This window comes from Desulfovibrio simplex (assembly GCF_055387835.1).
Genome location: NZ_AP042377.1, coordinates 2966808 through 2991401, shown reverse-complemented (window position 1 = coordinate 2991401; position 24594 = coordinate 2966808). Strand labels below are relative to the sequence as shown.

Here is a 24594-nt window from a genome sequence, read left to right as displayed (position 1 = left end):
AACGCCTGTGTCATGCTGATGCCTCGCCGTGCGCGGCAACTTGGGCGAACTATTTACCTAATCTGCTAAAATTCTATCATACCGCCGATGTTGTTTCCATTGTTGGAAACCTCGAATAGAGGTATCAATTTTTCATGAACGGCATCGCGTATTACTACACAGATTCAGCCAATATAGAACTTGTCCTTACCAGTGGCGAGCCGCGTAGCTATCCTTGGCATATGCATACGCAGCACTGGACGGTCGGTGCCGTGAGTTCTGGAACCGTAACGGTAACGACAGAGGCCGGTCCCAAAAAGCTGAGCGGCGGCGAACAGTTCTTTATACGGCCGTATGAGCCGCATAGTCTGGTTGTGGCCCCGGAAAGCTCACTGTTTGTTTTTTGTTTTGAAAACAGGAGTGCATTTCTATCAAAAAATGCGATTTTTCGGGATGTTGTATGCCACTCTCCTTTCCTTCAGGAGCAGGGTGGTTCACTCATGCGACAATTGGATACCTGCCTGGAGAACCTGTTCTCCGCCGAAAATAATCACATAAATTTTTTGGAGGAATGTGATTCCCTTCTTTACCGGTCTGTGCGGGTTGTGGTTTCTATCCTGCTGGAATATCCTGATAAGTTTGTTTCCATCAAACAAATGGCCGAATACGCCGGGTACAGCCAGTGGCATTTCTTGCGCGCCTTTCAAAAGTTTACCAGCATGACGCCGCATGCGTTTCGGCTTCTTTGCCGCTTGCGCCTGCTGCGCAGCATGCTGCGGGCGGATGCGGAAAGCGCTGCCGCTGCCGCATCCGCCGGTTTTTCCGACCAGAGCCACATGCATAAGGTCTTCAAGTACCATCACGGTATGACTCCCGGGCAATTCAAGCAGGCCAGCTTCAGGCTGAAACTGTGATGAATTTGGCAAAAAGGTAGAGTCCCTCTTCTCCCGCTCTGACTTCGTGTTGCTCATCCCTGGGAATAATAGCCATAACGCCAGGGGTATAATGAATTTCACCGGTCTCTGTCTGGCAGGTGCCGCTTCCCTTGATAATCTCGTGCAGTTCGATGCTGTTTGGATGCGTATGCATTCCGATTTTATGATTGGGTTTGATGCGCACAAGATGACACGTGAACAAGCCGGCAGTTTGTGCCGGTGTCACAATGTTTTTTAAGGATACTCCGGCAAAATCTTTGTGCTCGTTCCAGGGGCAAAGCCCTATATCCATTTGCTTCCCGGATTCAGCCAGCATTCCTGTTTCAAACTTATGAAATAAATTCTTTTCCATAGCGTATGCCTCCTTGCGATAAACGTTATGGAGGCACAATAGGCAGTCAGCGCATAAGCCTATTGTAAAAAATTGCTTTTTTCATAAAAAAGCGGAAATTCTCGCCAGCAAAAATGCTTTGCCAGCCGGTACTCGAAAGAACCTCAGCCCTGATCTGGCGCGGATTCTCTTTGCGAAGATTCGGCTGCCTTATGATGGTGGGGTATGCTGCGGATGAATTATGAGGCCGCTGGATTATGAGGAGGATGGGTTAGAATGCCGACAGGTTATGATGCCGCAGGATTAGAATGTCGCGGCCTTATGATCCCGTGGGTTATGGCGATGGCTTGCCGCCCGGTTTTTTGCCGCCCTTTTCGGGCTTTTTCTCCACCCCGTCGCCCTTGCCGTTGTTCACCCGCTCCGGCGCGTCTTCCTGCTGGGCAAGGGTGAACAGACGGCCACGCTGCACGGCCTGCCTGCCGAATTTTTCGCGCAGATTGTCCAGGGCGGCGTCCAGTTTTTGTCTTTTGGCCTCAACCTGCGGGTCAAGGTTCTGCCCAGCGGCCTTGCCCGTGCCCGGCAGAAAAAGCTGGTTCGCGGGCGCGTCAAAGCCGGACACGCCAAGCCCGATGAGGCGCACCGGCTGCGGCAGGGGCAGTTCGGCCAGCAGGCGGCATCCTGTCTCGAATATGGTTTCCGTGGCGTTGACGGGTTCCTCCAGCGTGTGGGAGCGCGTGATCTGTTTGAAGTCGCAGAATTTCACCTTGAGGGTAATGGTGCGGCCCTTGTAGCCGTGCCTGCGCAGGGAAGCCCCCACGCGCTCGGCATGGGCCATGAGCATGCGCTGTAGAAACGTCCTGTCCCGCGTGTCCTGCGCAAAGGTGCATTCCGCGCTTTCGCTCTTGGCGGCGCGTTCAGTCTCGACCTTGCGGCTGTCGCGTCCGTGGACGCGCTCGTAGAGCACAGCGCCCCATTTGCCGAAGCGGCGTTCCATCACTTCCGGGCTGAAGCGGCGCAACTGCCCCACGGTTTTGATGCCAAGGTCCTGCAGGTTCTGCACCATGCGCTTGCCAACGCCAGGGATTTTGCCCACGGGCAGGGCGCACAAAAAGGCGTCCACATCTTCGGGACGCAGTATGAAAACGCCGTCAGGCTTGTTCACTTCAGAGCATATCTTGGCCAGAAATTTTACCGGAGCCACGCCCACCGAGCAGGTCAGGCCGCCCGTGACTTCCACGATGCGGGTCTTGATGGCTGCCACAAGGTCTTCCAGCGGGCCAAAAAGGCGCTCAAGGCCTGTGGCGTCCACATAGGCCTCGTCCACGCTGGCGGGCTCCACAAGGGGCGAAAAATCCCGCAGGGCGTCCATGATGGCGTGGGAGAGTTCGCTGTATCGCGGGTAGCGTCCGCGCACGATGATTGCCTGCGGGCACAGCCGCCGTGCCACGACCATAGGCATGGCCGAATGCACGCCAAAAACCCGCGCTTCATAAGAACAGGTGGAAACCACACCCCTGTCGCTGCTGCCGCCCACAATAACGGGCTTGCCCCGCAGGTCGGGGTTGTCCATTTGCTCCACCGAAGCGAAGAAGGCGTCCATATCGATATGAATAATCATGGCGGCGGCCCTGGAGAAATTTATGAATAAAATTAGTTAGTTGATTATTGTGCGGGATGCCTTCAGGATAGCACGGGGCGGCCTGACAGGGCAAACGCCGGCCAGGGGGCGTCGTGCGCGCCAGGCTGTAGGCAGGGCTGTACTCCCGTTTCAGTTCATAAGGCCCTTCGTACTATGCCAGAATACACTAAGAATTTTAGAGCAATTTCACTTTGAAATTGCTCTGCTGACGCGAAGGCGGCAGCCGCCACAACGTGGCGTGGATTCTGGCGAAAACCACGTTTTTCGCCAGAATGATGCGTTGAAACAGGGACTGTTTCAAAAGCAAAATGCTCTAGGGGGAGGGGGTGTGGGGGGAGGGACCCTTTTGCAAAAGGGTCCCTCCCCCCACAAAGGATTCAAAAATACAATGAGGTCTGTACCTAAGGAAGCCCTGATTAAAGAGCCTCCTGGAAACGCGCTGGTATTTCGTTTGGCAAGGCGCGAGCTTTTTTTGAAGCAGGAGTGGCCCCTTCCGTCCTCGACTGTTTCAAAAAAAGTGAAGCAACGCCGCCAAACGGAATAAATCAGCGTTTCCCTTAATCCAGCTTCTGGCGGACCCTTTCAAGCTCCGTCTGCACAAGGGCTTCCGGCGCGCCAAGGTAACGCAGCAGATATTCCGACATGCCCAGCGCCACTTCGCGCTCGCCGCTGAATACGGCGGTAACGCCCTGCTGGCGCAGTTTGCGCGCGTCGCCCACAAAGGACGTGTGCACAAGGATGCGCACATCGGGGTTGACGGCGCTGGCAATGGCCGCCACATCCGAGGCGGGTATGCTGGGCGTGGTCAAAAGCAGGGCTTCGGCCTTTTCAAGACCAGCCTCACGCAGCACTTCGGCCTGTCCGGCGTCGCCGTGAATGATGGGCACTCCCTTGCCGCGTTCCTTGCGCACGGTGTCGATGTTCATTTCCACGACCACGGGCGTAATGCCGCTCTCGCGCAAAATGCTGCAACAGCTGCGGCCCACGGGGCCGTAGCCGATGACCACAACGTGGGGCTTGCCGTCATCAACTGCCGTGTCGGGCGCGCTTTCAGCGGGCGCGCCGTTTTTGCGTCTGGCTTCGATCCAGCGTGCCACGCTTTCAAGCTTGCGAAAGATCATTGGGTTCAGCGTGATGGAAATCATGGCCGCCGGAATGATGGCATTGTTGACCCTGGCGTCAAAAATGCCGAGGCTGATGCCCATGGCAGCGAGAATAAAGGAAAATTCGCCGATCTGCGACAGTGAGGCCGAAACCGCCAGGCCCAGCCGCAGGGGCTTGCGAAAAAGGCTGGTCATGGCCAGCGCGCCCAGAGGTTTGACCACCATGATGACAAAGAGTGTCACCAGCATGAGCGGCCAGTCCGTAAGCAGGGCCACGGGATCAAAGAGCATGCCCACTGAAACGAAAAAGAGCACCGCAAAGGCGTCGCGCAGGGGCAGGGCCTCGGCGGCGGCGCGCGCGCTGAACTCGGACTGCCCCACCACCATGCCCGCCAGAAAAGCCCCCAGGGCCATGCTGGCGTCAAAGACGTAGGCGGCCGCCACGGCGATGCCAAGAGCCAGAGCTATGACGGCCAGGGTAAAGAGGTCGCGCGTGCCCGTGCGGGCCACATAGCCCAGAAACAGGGGAATAAGCTTCTGCCCCACAATGAGGGTAAAGGCCGTAAGCCCGGCCAGTTTGAGCAGGGTGAGGCCAAGGGCGCTCCAGAACTCGCCTCCGGGGCTGAGCACAGCGGGCAGCAGCACAAGCAGCAGGATGGTAAAGATGTCCTCCACCACCAGCCAGCCCAGGGCCACGTGCCCCGTATGGGTATGGAGCTGGTGATTGTCGGTGAGAACGCGGGTGAGCACCACGGTGCTTGCCACGGATATGGCCATACCGAAGATGGCCGCCGACATCAGGGAAAAGCCGAAGAAATAGTGCAGCAATACCATGCTGGCCAGGGTGGCGGCCGAAATCTGCACGGCAGCGCCGCTGAGGGCTATGGCCCCCACGGCCAGAAGATCCTTGAGGTGAAAGTGCAGCCCCACGCCGAACATGAGCAGGATGACGCCGATTTCAGCGCACTGGGCCGCCGTGGAGGCGTCGGCCTCGAATCCGGGCGAATACGGCCCCACCAGAATGCCCGCCAGCAGATAGCCCACAAGAGGCGAAAGGCGCAGTTTCTGGGTGATGAAGCCCAGTATCATGGCTGCGGAAAGGCCGCCCGCAAGGGTCAGTATCAGGTCAGTCTGGTGTTCCACGGCTATTCCTCCTCACCGGCCAGCCATTGCAGCCAGATGCTGCGGCGGCGCGGGCCGTCCCCTTCACACAGATAGACGGACTGCCACGTGCCGAGGCACAGTTCGCCGTTTTCCACAAAAAGGGTCAGTGAGGGGCCGTGCAGGGTGGCCTTGATGTGGGCGTCGCTGTTGCCTTCGGCATGGTGATAGTCGCCAAGGCGGGGAACAAGCCCGCTGAAGAAGGTCAGTATGTCGCGGCGAACGTCGGGGTCTGCCCCTTCGTTGAGCGTGAGGCCGCAGGTCGTATGTGGGCAGAAGAGCGCCAGCACGCCGTTGCGCCAGCCTTTTTCAATGGCGTTGCGGCGCACCACACTGCGCAGTTGCGAGGTTATGTCGCGCATGTCGCTGCGGCTTGTGGTCTCAAATTCCAGGCTGAGCACGGCCGCCTCCTTGGGGGGTCAGATTACGGCAAATTCCAGCAGGTCGGACCGGACGATGCGGTCCAGCTCCTCCCGCTGGCTTTCGGGGGTTTCAGTAAACAGAAAACCAAACAGGCCATACCGGGTATAGTCATTGCGGCGCAGGCAGAGCACCTTTGCAAATCTTTGCGCCAGAGCCTCGTAGTCAAAACCGTGTATGGGCGGGCAGTTGGCGGGCTTGTTCAGCGCCATGAGGGTATAAAGCCTGCCTTCCTTGCCTTTGAGGATGTTTTTCCAGTCCGGCTTCGTGCCTTCAAGAAAGCAGCCGTAGGAGTGGAAACCCCAGGCAAAAAGGCTTACGTCCGTACTGCACCAGCCGGCAAAGCGCAGGGGGTTGAACTCTATGGGCAGGATGCGCCCGGACGCGTGGCGGCGCAGTTCCACGTGCGCCGGAAAGTTCCGCAGGCCCAGCAGGGCGTTGACCCTGTTGAACCAGTTTTCAAATTCCGCCAGCCTTTCGTGGATGATGCTCGCGCTGCTGTAGTAGAGGCGGTCGCTCACGTCGTCGTCGCCGGTGAACTCATGCCGTAAAATGTTGCAGATGACGGCCTGTCCGTCCTGATCAAAGTATACATCCACGGCGTATTCATCGCCATCAATATATTCTTCCAGCAGCCAGTCGTTGCCGTCAACCACCGATTGCGGGTACTGCGCGGCCCACCGTTCCGCTTCCGCGGCAATGGCGCTTTTGGCGGCATGCCAGTCCTGGGCGTCGCCGACGCGGTAGACCCCAAGGCTGAAAAATCCCACGGCGGGCTTGAGCACGCAGGGCGTGCGCAGGGCTTCAAAAGGCAGGGCCTGCATTTCTGCAAGGCCGAGGCGGCGATAGTAATAGTCCGGGTCCAGCGGGCGCAGCAGTTCGCGCGTAAGCGCCTTGTTCTTGAGCTTGGCAATGGCTTCGGCCAGGGCCGGAGAGCAGTGCTCCGTCACCCAGGCCAGGGAATTTTCGGAGCAGGTGTACAGGCGTGGGGGATCTGCCGCGCCGTGGGCATTGCCGGGATTTTGGTCGAGATCCTGGCTGTAATCCTGGCCCTGTCCGCCGCGCAGCATGGCGGCAAAGCGGGCTTCGGGCACGAGGTTGAGCCCCTGCCTGCCCTGCATTTTACGCTCGGTGGAACAGGCCCGCGCCATGTAGTTGTCAAGAACCGGTTCCTGCCGGGCTGCCGCGTAGGCCAGCAGCTCCGGCGAAACATAGGGTTGGTCGAGAATGATCATTCGCCGCCCAGCACGCGGAAGTACACCGCGGGTTCCTTGAGCAGGCCAGCGTCAAGCGTGCGCTGCAACGCGTCGCTCATGGCCTGGGCGGTTGTTTCGTGCGTCATGAAGACCAGGGGCACGCCCTGACCTTCGTCGGACTTCTGGATGACCTGGGCCATGCTGATGCCCTCGGCGGCCATGCAGCCCGAAAGGTCGCGCAGCACGCCGGGGGCGTCCTGCACCATCACGCGCACGTAATAGCACGAACGCCACTCTTCAGGCGGCACAATGGCGGCCTTGGGCAGTTCCTTGCTCACAAAGCCGGTGTTGTTGGGGCGTTCGTCGCGGGCAACGGCCAGCAGGTCGGCCAGCACGGCTCCGGCGGTGGGCAGGTCGCCCGCGCCGCGCCCGTGGAAGAAGAGCGGGCCGGAGGCGTTGGCGTCCACGCGAACGGCATTGTATGCGCCGCCCACGCGCGCCAGCAGGTATTTGTGGTAGACAAGGGCGGGAAAAACCCCGGCTTCAAGGCGAACCGGCCCGTCGCCGCAGTCCTTTGCGTCGGCCTTTTCTTCGGGGCAGGGAACCTGCCGCACCTGGCCGATCAGCTTGATGCGGTAGCCGAATTCGCGGGCCAGGCGGATATCCAGGGCCGAAAGGCCGCGGATGCCGCGCACCGAGAGGGCCGTGTAGGGATAGTGCACCCCGTAGGCCAGGCGGATGAGCAGGATGAGCTTGTGCGCCGCGTCGTGACCGTCGATATCCAGGGTGGGGTCGGCCTCGGCGTAGCCCAGGTGCTGGGCCTGCTTGAGGGCCACGTCAAAGTCCAGACCGTTGGAGGTCATTTCGGACAGGATGTAGTTGCTCGTGCCGTTGAGAATGCCCATGAGGGACTGGATGCGGTTGCCCGTGAGGCTTTCCTTGAGGGCCTCCACAATGGGCACGGCCCCGGCCACGCTGGCCTCGTAGCGCAGGATGCGCCTCTTGCGGTCAGCCTTCTGGAACAGCGCAAGGCCCTCCTCGGCCAGCAGGGCCTTGTTGGCGGTGACAATGTGCTTGCCCTGGTCAAGGGCGCGGTCAATAAGGTCACGGGCATGGTCAATGCCGCCCATAAGCTCCACCAGCACGTCGATTTCGGGATCGTCCGTAAGGTCGCGGGGATTGGTGGTCAGCTCCGCCCCGTCGGGCAGGGGCACGTTGCGCGCCTTCTTGGCATTGCGCACCAGAACCTTCTTGAGCAGGATGTCCCGACCGGAGCGGCGGCGGATAAGGTCCGCGTTTTCCTCGATCAGGCGTACCAGGCCGCCGCCCACTGTGCCGAATCCGGCCAGGCCCACTACCAGTGGCTTGTCGCTGTTCTTGGTCATGATTTCTCCGAAAGTGCCCGGTAGCAAAACCGCAACTGATAAGGCACCGGTTTTGACAGAGGCCGGGTAAGCCCGGCCTCCGCGTTTCTATTCTCCTACGGCATGCGCCAACGGGTCTCAATATCCGAAAGCGCGGAACAGGCATACGCCGCCCGCTCCGGCAGGGGGCGCCTTTAGGAACGCGCAGACGTCCTGTGCTTTGGCGGGTGTGCCGAAAACATTGGCAATGCGCATTCGCAACGGCAATCAGCTCTAGTCGGAAGAGCCCGACAAAAGCTTTCGCATGCTGCTGACCGCCTGCCGCGTGCGGTGCTCGTTTTCAATAAGGGCAAAACGCACGTATTCGTCGCCGTAAGAGCCGAAGCCAAGACCCGGCGAGACGGCCACGTGGGCCTCGGTGAGCAGCAACTTGGAAAACTCCACGGAACCCATCTTGCGGAAGGCTTCGGGTATGCGCGCCCAGACAAACATGGTGGCCTTGGGTGAAGGCACTTCCCAGCCGATGCGGTTGAGCCCGTCGATAAGGCGGTCGCGCCGTTCTCTGTAAATGTCGCAGATGTTCTGCACGCAGTCTTCCGGGCCGTTAAGGGCCACTGTGGCGGCTATCTGCACGGGCTGGAAGATGCCGTAGTCAAGATAGCTCTTGATGCGGCCCAGCGCGTGGATGAGGTGCTTGTTGCCCATGCAGAAGCCCACGCGCCAGCCGGGCATGGAGTAGCTTTTGGACAGGGTGTAGAACTCCACGCCCACGTCCTTGGCGCCTTTTGCCTGAAGAAAGCTCGGGGCCTTGTAGCCGTCAAAAACAAGGTCGGCGTAGGCCAGGTCATGTATGACCCAGATATTGTTTTCCTTGGCGAATTCCACAATCTTTTCGAAAAAGGCCAGATCCGTCACTTCGGTGGTGGGGTTGTGCGGATAGCAGAGGAAAAGCAGTTTGGGCTTGGGCCAGGCCTGGCGGGTGGCGGCCTCAAGGTCTTCAAAAAAGTCCCTGCCGGGGCCGATGGGCACGCTGCGCACGTCCGCTCCGGCGATGACCGGGGCGTATTTGTGGATGGGGTAGGTGGGGTCGGGCGCAAGCACCACGTCGCCGGGCTCAAGCATGGCCAGCGAAAGGTGGGCGAGCCCTTCCTTGGAGCCCATGGTCACAATGGCTTCGCTTTCCGGATCAAGGTCCACGTCAAAGTGGCGCTTGTAGCGGTCACAGACGGCCTTGCGCAGGTTGGGTATGCCGCGCGAAAGGGAATAGCGGTGGTTGATGGGCTTGAGTGCTGCCTCTGCGAGCTTTTCCACAATGGGGGCGGGCGTGGGGATGTCCGGATTGCCCATGCTGAAGTCCACGATGTCGATGTTCTGCCGACGAAGCCGCATCTTGAGGTCCCCCACAACGGCGAAAACGTAGGGGGGTAGGCGGCGAATGCGTGAAAACTCTTCCATTGTCTTGCTCCCAGAGCATATTGATTGTCCCGTCAAAGGCAAAAGCGCCCTTGCGGCGGCGCGGCGGGCGGCCAGCTGTGTCGCTCTGCCGCGCAAGGGTGAAAAAAACCGTGTCAGTTGCGCCTGCGGCGCGGGCACGGCGGACGCCACAGGCGTCCCTCACAGAGTATGTGCACCATAGCCAGCGAAAAGCCGGTTTGTAAAGCTTCTGTATGGGATAATCAACCAATTCCCCTTCTTCTCACATGGTTATGTCGCGTAAAAAGAAAGACGTCCCCGGCTATCAACCCGGCGCTCTTTGCTTTCAGCCCGTTGTGGTGTAATCTTCCGGCAAGTATGCCCGGAGGAACGCATGGACGACCATATCCGTTTTGATCATCAAACCCTTGAGCTGCACCTGCTGGACCAGCGCTTCTTGCCCGAGCAGGAGTCGGACTTTGTGTGCCGGACAGCGCAAGACGTCATCAGCGCCCTGCAAACCATGGTCGTGCGTGGCGCGCCAGCCATCGGCGTTACGGCGGCGTGGGGCTGCGTGCTGGCTCTCAGGGACGCGCAGGGGCCGGACTGGGCCGCCAGACTTGAGCTTGGCATGGAGCGCATAGCCGCCGCCAGGCCCACAGCCGTGAACCTGCGCTGGGGCGTGGACCGCATGCGCAACAAGTGGCGATCCTTTGGCGGGGCCAATATTGATCAGTCGGCCCTGCTTACGGCCTTTATTCATGAGGCCCAGACCATGCAGGATGAGGATGTGTCCATTTGCAGGGCTTTGGGCCGCCACGGGGCAACCTGCATCAATGACGGCGACTGCGTGCTCACCCACTGCAATGCCGGGGCCCTGGCCACGGCGGGCTACGGCACGGCCCTTGGCGTTATCCGCGCGGCGGCGGAGTCGGGCAAGAAGATCAGCGTTATTGCCGACGAAACACGTCCTTTTCTTCAGGGCGCGCGCCTTACCGCCTGGGAGCTCGCGCGTGACGGCATTCCCGTAACCGTGGCCTGCGACAATGCCTGCGCCCTGCTCATGAGCAGGGGGCTTGTGCAGCGCGTGGTGGTGGGGGCTGACCGCATTGCCGCCAACGGCGATACGGCCAACAAGATAGGCACCTACGGCGTGGCCCTGCTGGCCAGACATTTTCATATACCTTTCTACGTGGCAGCGCCCCTGTCCACCATTGATCTGGCCACGCCCGACGGCGCGGGCATTCCCATTGAGCAGCGCCCGGACAGGGAAGTGACGCACGTGGGCGAAACGCGGCTTTGCCCAAAAAACGTGCCTGTGTTCAACTATGCCTTTGACGTGACCCCGGCGGAATATATCTGTGGCATCATTACTGAAAAAGGCGTGCTGTATCCGCCTTACGGGCTGTCCATCTGGGCTGCGCTCAATGACCTGAGCACCGGCCGCAGCGCGGGCATAGGGGGGGCAGGGCCGGAAAGCGGGGGCAGTGACGCTGCGCCCGGCAGGAGCTAGGCCCATGAAGGAGCTTATCCTCGTCGTCGGCCCCGGTCAGCCGGACCTTGGGCCCTGCCAGGACGCCAGCGGCGAACAATCCCGGCAGACCGTCATGCAGTGGGAGGGCTGGGAGCCGCCCATGGGGCATGTTTCACTGCCTGCCCTTCTGCGCGCCGACCTTGAAGCCATCCGCGCGGAGCATGCGGCCTGGGCCTATGACCTGGGGCGACTGACAGTGGAGGGCAAAGAGGCGCAGGACTGGCTGCGGGCCGGGCACGCGCTGTCCATGTGGTGGTGCTCCCTGCTGTATGAGCGCCATCCCAAGATGACGCCGGGCCTGTACACCGTGTACAAGCTGCGCGCCCTTGAACGGTTTATGGATCAGGAGGGTATTTCGGCCCTGTGCCTCAGCGGCGGGGATGACACCCTGCGCGAAGTTCTGGCCGACATGTGCCGCGCGTCCGGCCGGACGTTTTCCCTTGAGCAGGGCGTGCCAGCGCCCCTGGAGCGGCCAGCGCCTCTTTTGCGGCGTCTGTACGATGCCGCGCCCGCGCCGCTGCGCGCTCTGGCCCGGTACGGGCACTGGCTGTGGACCGTGCGCCGCAAGCTGCCCGCGACGCCGGACGCGGGCAAGGCCCTTGCCCCGGTGCGGGGGCAGGACGGACCAGTACAAACGGCCACCATCGCCACCTATTTTCCCAATGTGGACGTGAAGGCCGCCGGCGAAGGGCGCTTTCGCTCCCGCTACTGGGAAAATCTGCATGACGTGCTGCATGACGCCGCCAGAGAGGAAGGCGCGCCCTGGGTGCGCTGGCTTTTCATCCGTTTTCCCGCGCCGCAGTTCAGCCTTGCGCAGTGCGCGGCCCTGCGAGACCGGTTCCGCGCCGAAGGCAAGGACGGGGCCAGCTTTCACTACCTTGAGGAATTTTTGCGCCACCGCGACCTGTGGGCGGCCCTGTGGCGGTATCTGCGCCTGTGTCTTGGCAGCAGAAAGCTTGAGCCCGCCGTGCGCCCCGCCTTCCGCTTTGCCGGTTCGCTTGTCAACTTCTGGCCGTACCTTGAGTCCTACTGGGTCGAATCCTTCAGGGGCTGGCGCTGCCTTGAGCGCTGCCTGCAACAGCGCGCCTTTGACGTGTACGCCAGGGCGGCGGGCCCGCAACGCTGGACGCTTTTTCCGCTGGAGAACTGCCCCTGGGAGCGCATGCTCACCGTGTCCATGCGTGAGGCGGGAGCCGCCGCCACGCCGTGCTCCGAGCCAACTGCCGGGCCGGTCATCGGGGCGCAGCATTCCACCGTGCGGCCCACGGATTTTCGCTATTTTGACGACCCCCGCACCTTTACGCCGCCCTGTGACGCCTTTCAGCCCGACGCTTTGCGCGGCAACGGACGGTCGGCCTGCGACCAGTGGCTTCAGGCGGGAGTTCCGCCCGAGCGGCTTGGCGAGGTGGAAGCGCTGCGCTATCTCTATCTTGCCGAAGGCCCGCGCGGCGCGGCCGCCGCAAACAGCCCCGCCACAAACAGCTCCGCCGGGCAGGAAGGCGAAACAGCCGGGGCCAAACAGCCCAAGCGTCTTCTGGTTGTCACCAGCTTTTTCAACGATGAAACCGAGGCCCATCTGGTTCTGCTGGCTCGCGCCCTGCATGCGGGCGTGCTCAACGGCTGGCAGCTTGTGGTAAAACCCCACCCCTACCTGCCGGTGGAGGAGCGCCTGCGCGCCCTGCTGGGCCGCCGCATCTCGGAAGCGCGCATCGCTCAGGGGGCCATAAGCGAGGAACTTGCTCCGGGGGTTGTGGTGTGGTCTTCCAATTCCACCACGGTGGCCCTTGAGGCCGCCTTGAAGGGATTGCCGGTCATGAGCATGCTGCCGGTCAACGACTTTGATCTGTGTCCTTTGCAGGATGTGGCGCATTTGCCGCGTACCGGCAGCGTTGAGGATGTGGCCCGGGCTCTGGCTGCCGCCGCGCCCCTGCGACTGCCGCCCGATTATCTGGATCTGGACCCGGCCCTGCCGCGCTGGAAAAAGCTGCTTGGAGTGTAACTATGACAATGGGCACTCAGGAACGCATCCTCGAAATGGTGCATCACTGCTACTGGGACAATAACGCCAACTGCGCCCAGACAACCCTGCATTGCCTTGAGCAACTGACCGGGCTGTCTGTGCATCCTTCGCTGTATCAGGCCACTGTCGGCTGCCACGGGGCAGCGGGACAGGGCGGGCAATGCGGCCTGATGGAAGGGGCCATGCTCTTTCTCGGGCTATACTGCGCCGCCATGGGCAAAAGAGAAGAAGAGACGGTGGATATCTGCGCACGTTATGCCCTGGTTTTCAACCGTAATTTCGGCAGCATGACGTGCAGTGATCTGCGGCCCGGCGGTTTTCGCGCCGATGATCCTCCCCATTTGTGCGAGCGCTTTACCGTGCGGGCCGTGACCTGTCTGCACGATTTTGTCTCTTGTCTGAAGTAGCCTCGGGATAGGGGTACGCTCCGGCGCGTCGGGCGGTCATTCGCCCGTTGCGTGGTGGAGCGTCCTGTGTCACAAAGAGATATGCGGTTCTGCCTGTAGCGGAGCCGCTGTATCTTTGCGCCAGAGCAGTTTCACTAGCGATGCTGTCGCCATCCGTAAGGCTCCTTCGTCGCCCGACGGCTGCCGCTTGAAATTGCTCTGGCGGATGCGGGAGCAGACGCCCGCCGCGGAGGCGTAAGCGCAGCTTCAGCCGTTGCCCGCAGGGCTTACGGATGCTTAAAGCGTTGTGACGCAGGAAACTACGCTTGAAGACAGCATGCGTAACGACACGGTTTGTCCCTTACAATCGCTGTCGCCATCCGTAAGCCCTTCGGGCAACGGCTGCCGCGAGAATGGATATTCTCAATGCGAAATTGCTCTAGGGGGCCACATGCTCAGCGTTTTTGACCTGTTCAAGATTGGCATCGGACCGTCCAGTTCGCACACGGTGGGCCCAATGGTGGCGGGCAAGGCTTTTGCCGGCGAACTGGCGCTTCTGGGGCTTTTGCCCCTTATCGGGCGCGTTACCGTTGATCTTTTCGGTTCTCTGGCGCTCACCGGCGAAGGGCACGGCACCACCGGGGCCATCTTGGGCGGACTGGAAGGCGAAGAACCCGCCTCGGTGGACACGGCGCATCTGGCGCGGCGCACGGCGGAACTCAAGAATAACGCCGACCTGACCCTCATCTGCGCGCATACGATCCCCTTTGACTACGCGCGCGACATGCGCCTGCACAAGGGCATGTTTTTGCCGCGCCATTCCAACGCCATGCGGCTCACGGCCCATGCCGCCGACGGCACCGAGGTCTATACCCGCACCTACTACTCCATCGGCGGCGGCTTCATCCGTACAGACGCGGACTTTGACGCCGAAACCGAAACCTGGCCCACGCCCCCCTATCCCTACAAGACGGCTGGCGAACTGTTCGCCATTTGCGAGCGCGAAGGCAAAACCGTGGCCCAGATCGTCATGGCCAATGAAAGCTTCTGGCATACGGCCGAGGAGGTGCGCCGACGCGCCCAGGCCGTCATGGATGTCATGCGGGATTCTGTTGAACGCGGTTGCTACACTGACGGCGTGCTGCCGGGCGGCTATAACGTGCGGCGTCGCGCGCCCAACCTGCTGCGCAAGGTCAGCGCCCTTCAGGCCCAGGGCCGCCGCGACCTGAGCCTGTGGCCGACGCTCTACGCCTTTGCCGTGGCGGAAGAAAACGCCTCCGGCGGGCGGGTGGTCACGGCCCCCACCAACGGAGCCGCCGGTGTTGTGCCCGCTGTGCTGACCTATTACCAGAACTTCTACCCCCATGCCACGGAAGAGGGCGCTCTTGATTTTCTGCTCACGGCCGGGGCCATAGGCCTGTTTTACAAGACCAACGCCTCCATCTCCGGGGCGGAGGTCGGTTGTCAGGGCGAGGTTGGCGTGGCCTGTTCAATGGCGGCAGGAGCCTACTGCGCCGTGACGGGCGGCAACGTGAAGCAGGTGGAAGTGGCTGCGGAAATCGGCATGGAACATAATCTCGGCCTTACCTGTGACCCCGTTGGCGGTCTGGTGCAGATACCCTGCATTGAGCGCAACGGGGTCGCGGCGGAGCGTGCGGTCAACTGCGCGCAGCTTTCGCGCCTTGAAGACGGGCGGCAGCGGGTCATCTCACTGGACGCCATCATTGAGGTCATGTACCGCACCGGGCTTGATTTGCAGTCCCGCTACAAGGAAACGTCCCTGGGCGGACTGGCCCAGGCCGTGGCCGAAGGTCTTGAGCGCAAGAAACACGGCGACAACGCCTGACCCTGACGCCTGATCCTGATACGCAAGCCTGTTAATAAAGGAAGAACGCTTATGAGTGAAATACGCATTGTGGCCGAACTGGAAGTGCTGCCGCAGCACAGGGAAGAACTCATGCCCGTGCTGCAGGCGCTGGTGGACGGCAGCCGGGGGGAGGCGGGCAATATTTCCTATGAACTGACCGAGGACCTTTCCAATTTCTGCCACTTTTTCGTCATCGAAACCTGGGCCTCGCAGCAGGCCATTGACGAGCATAACGCCACGCCGCACTTCAGGGCTTTTGTGGGCTTTGCCGAGGGCAAGATCAAGAACATGGCCGTAACCCTGCTCAAGAAGGTTTTTTAGGGAAACGCTGATTTATTCCGTTTGGGCGGCATTGCGCCACTTTTTCATTGCGAGCTGATACGCAGTGCATTTCTCCCGGTTTCAAGGCAAACCTCCCCGCAACGCTTATGGCGTTGCGGGGAGGTTTGTATAAAAGTTTTAGTGGGTGGGGGCGTGGGGGAGGAGACCCTTTTACAAAAGGGTTCCTCCCCCACAAAGCATTTCGATGCTAAGGAAACGCTGATTTATTTCGTTTGGCGGTGTTGCTTCTCTTTTTTTGAAACAGTCGAGGACGGAAGAGTCCACTCCTGCTTCAAAAAAAGATCGCGCCTTGCCAAACGAAATAACTGCGCGTTTCCAGGAAGCTCTTTAATCAATGCTTCCCAAAAAACCTAGCGCGGTTCGATAACCTCAAGGCCGTTCATGTAGGGAACCAGCGCCCTGGGCAAAATGACGCTGCCGTCTTTTTGCTGGCAGTTTTCCAGAATGGCGGCGGTGGTGCGGCCTGTGGGCAGGCCGGAGCCGTTGAGGGTGTGGACAAAGGCCGTCTTGCCGCCCTTGGGCCTGAAGCGGATGTCTGCCCGGCGGGCCTGAAAATCGGTGCAGTTGGAACAGGACGAGATTTCTCTATAAGTTTTCTGCGCGGGCATCCACACTTCCACATCATAGGTCTTGGCGGAGGAAAAGCCCATATCGCCGGTGCACAGGGTAATGACGCGGTAGGGCAGCTCCAGCAGTTCCAGCAGGGCGCAGGCGTGGCCGCGCATGAGTTCAAGCTGGTTGAAGCTGTCTTCGGGGTGGGCAAAGCGCACCATTTCCACCTTGGTGAACTGGTGCATGCGTATGATGCCGCGCGTGTCCTTGCCAGCGCTGCCCGCTTCGGAGCGGAAGCAGGGGGTGGCCGCGCAGTAGGCGCGGGGCAGGTCGGCCTCATCCAGCGCTTCGCCCGCGTGCAGGTTGGTCAGCGGCACTTCGGCTGTGGGAATGAGAAAATAGTCCCAGTCCTGCAACTTGAACAGGTCTTCCTCAAACTTGGGCAACTGGGCCGTGCCCGTCATGGTGGCGCGGTTGACCATGTAGGGCGGGCTCACCTCGGTATAGTCGCCGTGGAGGGTGTGCCTGTCGAGAAAAAAGGCGGCCAGGGCGCGTTCAAGGCGGGCTCCCCAGCCAAGGGACACCACAAAGCGGCTGCCTGTCAGACGCGCGGCACGCTCAAAGTCCAGGCCGCCCAGAGCAACGCCGAGGTCGCCGTGTTCGCGCACCTCAAAGTCGAACTGACGAGGGCTGCCCCAACGGCTTACCTCGACATTTTCATTCTCGTTGGCCCCCACGGGCACGGAGCTGTCAGGAATGTTGGGCACGCGCATGAGCCAGCTTTCCACATTGGCCTTGGCCTGCACTGTTTCGCCTTCCAGTTCCTTGATGCGGTCAGACAGGGTGGAGAGCTCGCCAAGCAGTTTTGTGGCATCCTGCCCAGAGCGCTTGAGGGCCGCCACCTGCCCGGAGGCCTCGTTGCGTTTGCTCTTGAGCCCTTCTATTTCGGTGAGCAGGGTGCGGCGTTTGCCGTCCAGCTCAAGAAATGCGTCCACACTGAGGTCCGAATGACGGTCGGCCAGAGCCTTGGCCAAAACTTCGGGCTGCCTCTGCACCAGTTTGAGATCGATCATGACCGCTCCTGAAAAATTGCGCTGTATCGCGCCGAATACGCGGTAAAATTGCGACATGCAGTCGCCCGCGATAACATTATTCCTTTATCATGGGGGTAGGCTGCCTTGCAAGGCTGGCTTTTTACGTATATAGACCACTGGAATACTCTTGAAAATTTCTATAAAAACGCGAGGCTGTCATGAAACCTGTGCGCAACGTATTATTCCTTGTTTTGCTGGCTTTTCTGGCTACAGCCTGCGGACCCGCCAACAGCGTGCGTCTGCTGCCGCCGCCCTTCCAGGAAGGTGCGGTGCTGCCCGGCCCCAAGGCCCCCAGAGTGACGGTGGTGGCATTTGAAGACAAACGGCAGGATATGACCGTCATCGGTTCCCGCCGTGACAATACCGCCTTTGTCACCAATGACAGCGTTACCCAGTGGATAAGCAAAGCCCTTGCCGATGAGCTGGCCCGCAACGGCCTTCAGGTGTCCTATGCCGACAGCGTGAGCCAGGCCAAGGCGGGCAACCCCGACTATCTGGTGACCGGCGATGTTGACCAGGTATGGTTGCGCGAAAAGTCCGCCACCGACCTTTCAACGCAAATGCGCGTCAACTATGCCGTGGCCAATCGCCAGAGCCGCATCTTCAGCGAAACGCTCAATGCCTCTCAGTCGCGCACGGTCATGCCCATGGGCAGCGCGGCGGACAACATCATGCTGGATACCCTGCGTGAAATCATCAAGCCCATGGCGCAAAAGATTGTTCAGGCTATTGAGGCCAAAAAGTAAGCTTCTGCGCGCTCTGCGTGCGGTGTTTTTCTGCGCGGCGTTGACAGCGGCCGTGACGGTATATTGTGCTCTGCCGCCGACCCTTGTGGTCGGCGGCCTTGCGTTGGAGGCCCGCGCCGCCGTGGTCGATGCGGGCCAGTCCGCTTCGCCCCTCTTTGGCAGTGCCCCTGATTTCGCTGTAACGCCTGATGCCGATGTTCCGCCGCTTGCGGACATTGAGCGCAGTGAATTTGCGCGGGCGCGGGTTCCCATGAGCAGCGGGGCGGCCCGTATTCTGGCTGAGGGCAATGCCCGGCAGGCGGCCCTGGAGGCTGCCGCCGCCGCGCTGCCCAACAGGCGCGACATCCGCATGGGCGCCGACAATGCGGAAGAACGGCTGGCTCTGGCCGCACAACTCTACACGCACGTGACACGGCACCACAAGGACGCGGACGGCGCGCCCTTGGTGACGGTTCTTTTACGGCCCCGTCCGGAAGCCGCCGCCAGGATAACACAGTCTTTGCGCAGTGTTGACCTCATGCAGGTACGTTCGACCCTGTTGGGGGAAACAGCGTCGCTGCTCCGTCTTATGAACACGCGCGATCCGGCGCATGCGGGATCTGCCCGCATTCGGGCTGCGGGCAATGGCAATGATCCCGATGTGCCCCTTCGCGGAAGCGGCAACCTGGGCACTGCCTACCGTGCGCCAGTGGGTATGCATGACGCCACAGGCGTGGGCAGCGGCGGCGCACACGGCGGAGACGCGCGCAAGAACGCGCTGGACGAGATTTTTTCCGGCTGCGCCGGAACGGGCGCAGGCGCGCGGCCCGCGCCTGCGGCTTCGGGCGGGACGACCTCAACGCCCTCGGACGATGCGATGCCCGCAGCCGTGCAGCCCTCCCTGCCCTCGCTGGATGACGCCGTGTGGACGGAGCGACACTGGGAGGCAGCGTCGGACCGGCTGCAGGCGCTTTTGCGGGCGCAGGACCTTATGGAGGCGGACGCGGAGGGCTGGCTTGTGCCTGACGGGGTGCTGCCCCGGCTTGAGCGGGCGTCCGCCAGGCTGCCGCAAAGCCCCACAGTATGGCTTTTGCTGGCCGAGGCGCAGTTGCGGCGCGGGCTGCCCCTGCAAAGTGTGGCCTCGTGCGACGCGGCTCTGGCTCTTGCGCCGGGGCTGAACCGGGCGCGCTACATCCGCGCTCTGGGGCACTGGCGATTGCAGCAACTTGCCCTTGCCGAGGATGACCTGACCTCTTCTCTGGATGCGCGGCATGGCCTTGCGCCCCAGGGTGAGGACCGGGCGCGCCGTTTACGGGCGCGGGGCGCGGTGCGCATGCAGCGGCGCGACCTGACGGGCATGTGCGAGGATTTTGGCGCTGCCTGCGCTCTTGGCGAGTGCGAAGGGCTTATTCTGGCAAGGGCGCAGGAGTACTGTCTGCCTTCCGCTCCCGCCGGGACCGGGGCTGGCGCGGAAACCAGGCAGCACGACAGCCGTCCGACGCCGGATATGGAAAACAAGGGCCAGCGTGGAGCGGAGGATTCGCCTTCAATGTCACGCGGGCCGCGTGGGCCGCACGGGCCGGACACGGGAGGAGGCGCGAGGCCATGAGCAGGGAGCCGCTTTTCAAGGTGTACGGGCACGTGTTCCCGGTAACTGACGCATTTTACGAAGATCTGGCGCGGGCCTGTGCCGACGCCCTGCCTGATGAAGACGATATCCCCGTGCTGGAAAGGGACGGGGATATGGCGCGCATTTCTTTCGAGGGCGTGTACTTTCCCGTGGACGAGGTGCTGGAAGCCCTGGCCCGCCATCTTGGACCGGAACACAAGGGCAAGCTGGACGTGCTGGATATGGAAGGCTGGCGGCTGACGCGCCATGTACTGGCCGGGGGAAGCGTCAACAGCAACAGCGCGCCGCTGAATAATGTTCTGGACTATTCCGGCCATTGAGGACGTTTTCTGCCTGCGTCTCTTCTTTCGTTTCAGTTCCATTTATACGACATACGTCTGCGAAAACGGCGCGGCGCTGCTGTATTGCCCCCGCTATAGTATTTGCGTTGCCTTATGGCCGCGCAGCCTGCTTCTCGTCGTCCTGCCTTATTGCCTACTCTGCTAACTGTCCGTCCCCCCATACACAGATCAAAAAATTATTGTATAATACTATTATACAATAAAAGTTTTTGGGGGTGGGGGCGTGGGGGAGGGACCCTTTTTCAAAAGGGTCCCTCCCCCACAAAGCATTCCAACCTACTGACATTCTACCCCTGGCTCTATACAGGCGCGCCGCGTTCAAAGAGCGCCATATATTCCTGATTGCCCTTGGGGCCTTTGATGGCTGCGGGCAGCACGCCGCGGCAGTTCAGGTTGAGGTTGGCCTCGCTGAAGGCCAGAATCTTTTTGACTGCCCTTTGCCGCGCCTCTTCGTCGCGCACCACGCCCTTGACGGTTTCGCCAGGGCCAAGCTCGAACTGCGGCTTGATAAGGGTGGCCACCAGCCCGCCGGGTTTGAGCCAGGTCATGCAGGCGGGCAGCACAAGCGTGAGCGATATGAAGGAAACGTCCGCCACCACCATATCCACCTGCTCGGGAATGAGGTCGGCCTCGGCGTGGCGCAGGTTGACGCCTTCAAGGTTGCTGACGCGGGGGTCGCCGCGCAGTTTTTCGTGCAGCTGGTTGCGGCCCACGTCCACCGCATACACGCGGGCGGCCCCACGTTGCAGCAGGCAATCGGTGAAGCCCCCGGTGGAGGCCCCGGCATCCAAACAGACAAAGCCCGTCACGTCCAGTTTGAACTGGTCAAGGATGGTGATCAGCTTGTAGGCGCCACGGCTGACATAGGGTTCCGGTTCCAGCAGGGCAAAGGCCGTGCCCGAGGGATAGGGATGCCCCGGCTTGGGCACAAGCTGGGGCGGCGCGCCGGGGATGTTCAGTGCAAGCGTGATCTTGCCCGCCATGATAAGACGGCGGGCCTGCTCGCGGCTGGCCGCCAGCCCCTGTTCAAAAACAAGCTGGTCTGCGCGTTGACGTGGATTTTTTGCCATGCGGGCTATATACAGGCGAAGGGCCGCGCTGGCAATGCGGCTCCGTCCCGCCCCAGCCTGTCCCGGCCTGATGGGCCTGTTTGGCATGGTTGCCCTGATTGCCGTGGTTGGCATGGCCCGCTCTGGCGTTGTCCGATCTGCCTGATATGGCCGCTCCGATCTGGTCGGCTATGGTCCGGCCCGTCCTTTCCCGTCCTTCCGGCATGTTCCTGCGTGTCTTGCCTCTTGCCAAATGCTGAAAGAAGCGCTATATGATTTGCCCTTGTGCGATATACTTTCGCGCCAAGGGAAAAACGCGCGGGCGTCCGGCAAGGATTTTGCCGGATTATGCCGCGTTCCATGAGGTAGCTGCCATGAAAAAAGATATTCATCCCAAAGTGTTCAATGCCACTATCACCTGCGCTTGCGGCAACGAAGAAAGCGTGCTCTCCACCAAGGGCGAACATGTGAACGTGGAAGTGTGCTCCGCTTGCCATCCCTTTTACACCGGCAAGCAGCGCTTCCTTGACACGGCTGGCCGTATTGACCGCTTCCGTAAAAAGTACGCCAAGTTTGATTCCAAATAGTCGCGGGCGGCAGGATATGCCGCACAAGGATGACGCACGGCAGGGAGCGCCAGACAAGGCCGCCGGGAAAATGCCCCGGATGGTCATGACGGCGCTTTATGCTTTGACCTCCGCCTGCCCCACGGTGGGCGGTCAGGCCGTTATGGAAGGCGTCATGATGCGCAATGGCGATGCTTACGGCCTTGCCGTACGCCAGGCTGACGGGGCCATTGTTGCCCGCCGTCTGCCCTGGTTTTCGCTGTTGCGTCATCCCTGGCTGAAAAAGCCCTTCCTGCGCGGGTTCCCCGTACTGCTGGAAACGCTCGTCAACGGTATCAGGGCGCTTAACCGCTCGGTTGAGGTCGTGGCTCAAGGGCAGGAAGAAGAAATCACCGGCTGGCACCTGGTTGCGACCATGGCGGCAGCCCTGCTCATGGCCATTGGCCTTTTTGTCGTCGTGCCGCACCTGCTGTCGCTGGCTATGCTCTGGCTGAACCTGGGCGGTGACGTGGAAGGGCTGACCTTTCACCTGTGGGACGGCTTTTTCAAGTGCTGCATCTTTATGGGCTACATAAAGGCGATCTCGTATGTGCCCGATATCCGACGAGTTTTTCAGTATCACGGGGCGGAGCACAAGACCATCCACGCCTTTGAATCCGGCGAGGAAGTGAACGCGGCCAATGCCGCGCGCATGAGCCGGCTGCACCCCCGTTGCGGCACCACGTTCCTGCTCTTTGTCATCTGCATATCCATTATTCTGCATGCGGTACTGGTGCCCATGCTGCTGGCCCTGTACACGCCGCAGAGCGCCGTGGCCAAGCACGCCCTGACCCTGTTTTTCAAGCTGCTGCTGATGGTGCCCATCAGCGCGCTGGCGTACGAGCTTATCCGCTATGCGGCGCGCCTGCCCGAGGGGCCGCTTGCCCGCGTGTTGCAAGCGCCGGGCCTGTCACTGCAAAAGCTGACCACCTATGAGCCGGACGAAAGCCAGCTTGAAGTGGCGGTAGTGGCCCTGGCCGAAGCGCTGGGGCCCGAAGCCGGGGAGCGGGTGCGCACGGTGCCCTATACCGCGCAGTAGCGCCCCTGGTTCCTGAACGGCGGCCATGCCCGCCGTCCGCTTTTTCCGTTTTTGTCCACTGCCAGCCGGAGACCCTATGTTCGCCAAATTAGAAGGCCTGGAAAAAAAATATCTGGAGCTTGAGGAAGCCCTCGCCCAGCCCGATGTTTTTAACGACCAGGATCATTACCGCAAGCTGACCAAGGCCCACGCCGACCTGCGCGACGTGGTGGGCCTTTTTCGCCGTTACCGCGCCGTGAGTGAAGAACTGGCCGAAAGCAAGCTGCTGCTGCATGACGACGACCCGGAAATGCGCGCCATGGCCCAGGAAGAAGTGCAGAAGGCAGAGGCAAAACTGCCGGAGCTTGAGCACGAGCTCAAGGTCATGCTGCTGCCCTCCGACCCCCTGGATGAAAAAAATACCATCCTTGAAATCCGCGCCGGTACGGGCGGCGAAGAAGCGGCGCTTTTTGCCGCCGACCTCTTCCGCATGTATACGCGTTACGCCGAGCTCAAGGGCTGGAAGGTGGAACTCATGAGCGAGTCCCCTTCCGAATCCGGGGGCTACAAGGAAATCATCTGCCTTATCGCTGGTGATCGCGTTTACAGCCATCTCAAGTATGAAGCGGGAACCCACCGCGTGCAGCGCGTGCCCGCCACCGAAGCGCAGGGGCGCATCCACACTTCCGCCGCCACCGTGGCCGTTATGCCCGAAGCCGAGGAAGTTGACGTTGAAATCCGCCCCGATGATCTGCGCATCGACATTTACCGCGCCTCGGGCGCGGGCGGCCAGCACGTCAACAAAACGGAATCGGCCGTGCGCATTACGCACATTCCCACCAATACTGTCGTCACCTGTCAGGACGAGCGCTCGCAGCACAAGAACAAGGCCCGCGCCATGAAGGTTCTCGCGTCGCGCATTCTGGCCGCCGAGCGCGAGCGCCAGAGTTCGGAACTGTCCGCAGACCGCAAGGCGCAGGTCGGCTCCGGAGACCGCTCGGAACGCATCCGTACCTATAACTTCCCGCAGGGCCGCTGCACGGACCACCGCATCAACCTGACCCTCTACTCTCTGGACAGGATTATGGAAGGCGAAATCCAGTCCCTGGTGGAAGCTCTGGGCACCGCCGCCCAGGCCGAGGCGCTCAGGGCACAGGCCGCTGATTAGCGCAGGGATATGTTGTGAAAGGCTTTGTGGGGGAGGGACCCTTTTGCAAAAGGGTCTCCTCCCCCACGCCCCCACCCCCTAAAACTCTTATTGTGTTTTAGAGCATTTTAGCTTTGAAAAAGCGTAAATGCTCTGACGCTGCACGAAAGTGCAGCGCGCCACAACGTGGCGTGGATTCAGCCGAGCTTTGGCCGTTGCGACGAAGGAAGCTACGGACAAAGACAGCATTGGTTAATAGAACGTGCAGCCTGCTGATGGCTGTCGCAAATCGCATTTTTCGGCTGAATGAACACTTTGAAATGTGAAGCATTTCAAAGTTAATCTGCTCTAGTACCATGTCACACTTAAAACTACGCATTCGATGCGTTTTAAGTGTGAAGATCGCCAAGCAAAAAATGCGATTTTTGCTTGGCTCACGCCGCCTGTGGCGGCGAGCCGGGCTTGATCGCCCGGCGGCTAGCACGCCGTTCTATACGAATTTTTAAGTGTTACAGCGTACTAGCATGGCACAAAGAGTTTTGTTGATCCGGAACGGTGGTTCCAGAGGGGAGTCTTCCAGGCATCATGTCGACGCAACCCTGATCTGTCCGGGCAGCCGCCAGAACGGGTTCAACCCGGAACGGCTCTAAAATATTCTGCGGAGAGATCCGCGCAAGCATAAAGCACCCCCGCAGGCTGTCGGCCTGCGGGGGTGCTTTATGTCTGGCGGCTTGCTAAACCTG

21 protein-coding genes are annotated in these 24594 nt (G+C 60.9%); 12 read left to right on the top strand and 9 right to left on the bottom strand.

What is annotated here, in order from left to right; genetic code table 11:
- Positions 1 to 134 precede the first annotated feature (134 nt).
- Entirely contained in the window at positions 135 to 893 is a 759-nt protein-coding gene (locus tag ACZ5DH_RS12295; RefSeq protein ID WP_464254546.1) for a helix-turn-helix transcriptional regulator, read from the top strand.
- Here the strand turns inward: ACZ5DH_RS12295 and ACZ5DH_RS12290 are convergent.
- From ACZ5DH_RS12290 to ACZ5DH_RS12260, 7 genes are all read right to left on the bottom strand, one after another.
- Complete coding sequence (locus ACZ5DH_RS12290; protein WP_464254545.1) at positions 877 to 1266, bottom strand: cupin domain-containing protein; 390 nt, start codon at positions 1264 to 1266, stop codon at positions 877 to 879. The genes ACZ5DH_RS12295 and ACZ5DH_RS12290 overlap by 17 nt on opposite strands.
- Positions 1267 to 1579: 313 nt before the next feature.
- Positions 1580 to 2863 carry a DNA polymerase IV gene (locus tag ACZ5DH_RS12285; RefSeq protein WP_464254544.1) on the bottom strand — a complete coding sequence of 428 codons (1284 nt, stop codon included), beginning with the start codon at positions 2861 to 2863 and terminating at the stop codon, positions 1580 to 1582.
- 578 nt (positions 2864 to 3441) lie between these two features.
- Entirely contained in the window at positions 3442 to 5076 is a 1635-nt protein-coding gene (locus tag ACZ5DH_RS12280; RefSeq protein ID WP_464256557.1) for a cation:proton antiporter, read from the bottom strand.
- Between the two features lie 56 nt (positions 5077 to 5132).
- Positions 5133 to 5549 (bottom strand): secondary thiamine-phosphate synthase enzyme YjbQ, encoded by a 417-nt coding sequence (locus ACZ5DH_RS12275; RefSeq protein ID WP_464254543.1) that lies wholly within the window; start codon positions 5547 to 5549, stop codon positions 5133 to 5135.
- Positions 5550 to 5567: 18 nt separating this feature from the next.
- On the bottom strand, positions 5568 to 6803 hold the full coding sequence (locus ACZ5DH_RS12270) for an ATP-grasp domain-containing protein (RefSeq protein WP_464254542.1): 1236 nt from the start codon (positions 6801 to 6803) through the stop codon (positions 5568 to 5570).
- On the bottom strand, positions 6800 to 8149 hold the full coding sequence (locus tag ACZ5DH_RS12265) for a homoserine dehydrogenase (RefSeq protein WP_464254541.1): 1350 nt from the start codon (positions 8147 to 8149) through the stop codon (positions 6800 to 6802). The genes ACZ5DH_RS12270 and ACZ5DH_RS12265 overlap by 4 nt, the downstream gene beginning before the upstream one ends.
- A gap of 252 nt (positions 8150 to 8401) precedes the next feature.
- Entirely contained in the window at positions 8402 to 9583 is a 1182-nt protein-coding gene (locus ACZ5DH_RS12260; protein WP_464254540.1) for an aminotransferase class I/II-fold pyridoxal phosphate-dependent enzyme, read from the bottom strand.
- Positions 9584 to 9935: 352 nt separating this feature from the next.
- Here ACZ5DH_RS12260 and mtnA point away from each other — a divergent pair, with 352 nt between their 5' ends.
- The 5 genes from mtnA to ACZ5DH_RS12235 all read left to right on the top strand — a co-directional run bounded on the left by mtnA (position 9936) and on the right by ACZ5DH_RS12235 (position 15669).
- A complete protein-coding gene (gene mtnA, locus ACZ5DH_RS12255; RefSeq protein ID WP_464254539.1) occupies positions 9936 to 11054 on the top strand; it encodes an S-methyl-5-thioribose-1-phosphate isomerase in 1119 nt (372 codons plus the stop codon).
- A gap of 4 nt (positions 11055 to 11058) precedes the next feature.
- On the top strand, positions 11059 to 13074 hold the full coding sequence (locus ACZ5DH_RS12250) for a TIGR04326 family surface carbohydrate biosynthesis protein (RefSeq protein WP_464254538.1): 2016 nt from the start codon (positions 11059 to 11061) through the stop codon (positions 13072 to 13074).
- Between the two features lie 2 nt (positions 13075 to 13076).
- Entirely contained in the window at positions 13077 to 13502 is a 426-nt protein-coding gene (locus tag ACZ5DH_RS12245; RefSeq protein WP_464254537.1) for a C-GCAxxG-C-C family (seleno)protein, read from the top strand.
- 286 nt (positions 13503 to 13788) lie between these two features.
- The gene (locus ACZ5DH_RS12240; protein WP_464254536.1) at positions 13789 to 15327 is read left to right on the top strand and encodes an L-serine ammonia-lyase; all 1539 of its coding nucleotides are present in this window, start codon (positions 13789 to 13791) and stop codon (positions 15325 to 15327) included.
- Positions 15328 to 15378: 51 nt separating this feature from the next.
- Positions 15379 to 15669 (top strand): putative quinol monooxygenase, encoded by a 291-nt coding sequence (locus tag ACZ5DH_RS12235; RefSeq protein ID WP_464254535.1) that lies wholly within the window; start codon positions 15379 to 15381, stop codon positions 15667 to 15669.
- Positions 15670 to 16040: 371 nt separating this feature from the next.
- Here ACZ5DH_RS12235 and serS read toward each other — a convergent pair whose 3' ends face one another.
- A complete protein-coding gene (gene serS, locus ACZ5DH_RS12230; protein WP_464254534.1) occupies positions 16041 to 17315 on the bottom strand; it encodes a serine--tRNA ligase in 1275 nt (424 codons plus the stop codon).
- Between the two features lie 179 nt (positions 17316 to 17494).
- Between serS and ACZ5DH_RS12225 the strand changes: the two genes are divergently transcribed.
- From ACZ5DH_RS12225 to ACZ5DH_RS12215, 3 genes are read left to right on the top strand one after another with little or no spacing between them, the layout of a single operon-like run.
- Entirely contained in the window at positions 17495 to 18082 is a 588-nt protein-coding gene (locus tag ACZ5DH_RS12225; RefSeq protein ID WP_464254533.1) for a hypothetical protein, read from the top strand.
- A 52-nt stretch (positions 18083 to 18134) separates the two neighbouring features.
- A complete protein-coding gene (locus ACZ5DH_RS12220; RefSeq protein WP_464254532.1) occupies positions 18135 to 19670 on the top strand; it encodes a tetratricopeptide repeat protein in 1536 nt (511 codons plus the stop codon).
- Positions 19667 to 20011, top strand: a complete 345-nt coding sequence (locus ACZ5DH_RS12215; RefSeq protein ID WP_464254531.1) for a hypothetical protein — start codon at positions 19667 to 19669, stop codon at positions 20009 to 20011. Before ACZ5DH_RS12220 ends, ACZ5DH_RS12215 begins: the two co-directional genes overlap by 4 nt.
- Positions 20012 to 20331: 320 nt before the next feature.
- Here the strand turns inward: ACZ5DH_RS12215 and ACZ5DH_RS12210 are convergent, their stop codons facing one another.
- Positions 20332 to 21102, bottom strand: coding sequence for a TlyA family RNA methyltransferase (locus ACZ5DH_RS12210; protein ID WP_464256556.1), 771 nt, complete (start codon positions 21100 to 21102; stop codon positions 20332 to 20334).
- Positions 21103 to 21455: 353 nt separating this feature from the next.
- On the opposite strand from ACZ5DH_RS12210, the gene rpmE reads away from it, so the two are divergent.
- The 3 genes from rpmE to prfA all read left to right on the top strand — a co-directional run bounded on the left by rpmE (position 21456) and on the right by prfA (position 23872).
- A complete protein-coding gene (rpmE, locus tag ACZ5DH_RS12205; protein ID WP_179980448.1) occupies positions 21456 to 21668 on the top strand; it encodes a 50S ribosomal protein L31 in 213 nt (70 codons plus the stop codon).
- A 142-nt stretch (positions 21669 to 21810) separates the two neighbouring features.
- Entirely contained in the window at positions 21811 to 22725 is a 915-nt protein-coding gene (locus ACZ5DH_RS12200; protein WP_464256555.1) for a DUF1385 domain-containing protein, read from the top strand.
- 76 nt (positions 22726 to 22801) lie between these two features.
- Entirely contained in the window at positions 22802 to 23872 is a 1071-nt protein-coding gene (prfA, locus tag ACZ5DH_RS12195) for a peptide chain release factor 1 (protein ID WP_464254530.1), read from the top strand.
- Positions 23873 to 24594 lie beyond the last annotated feature (722 nt).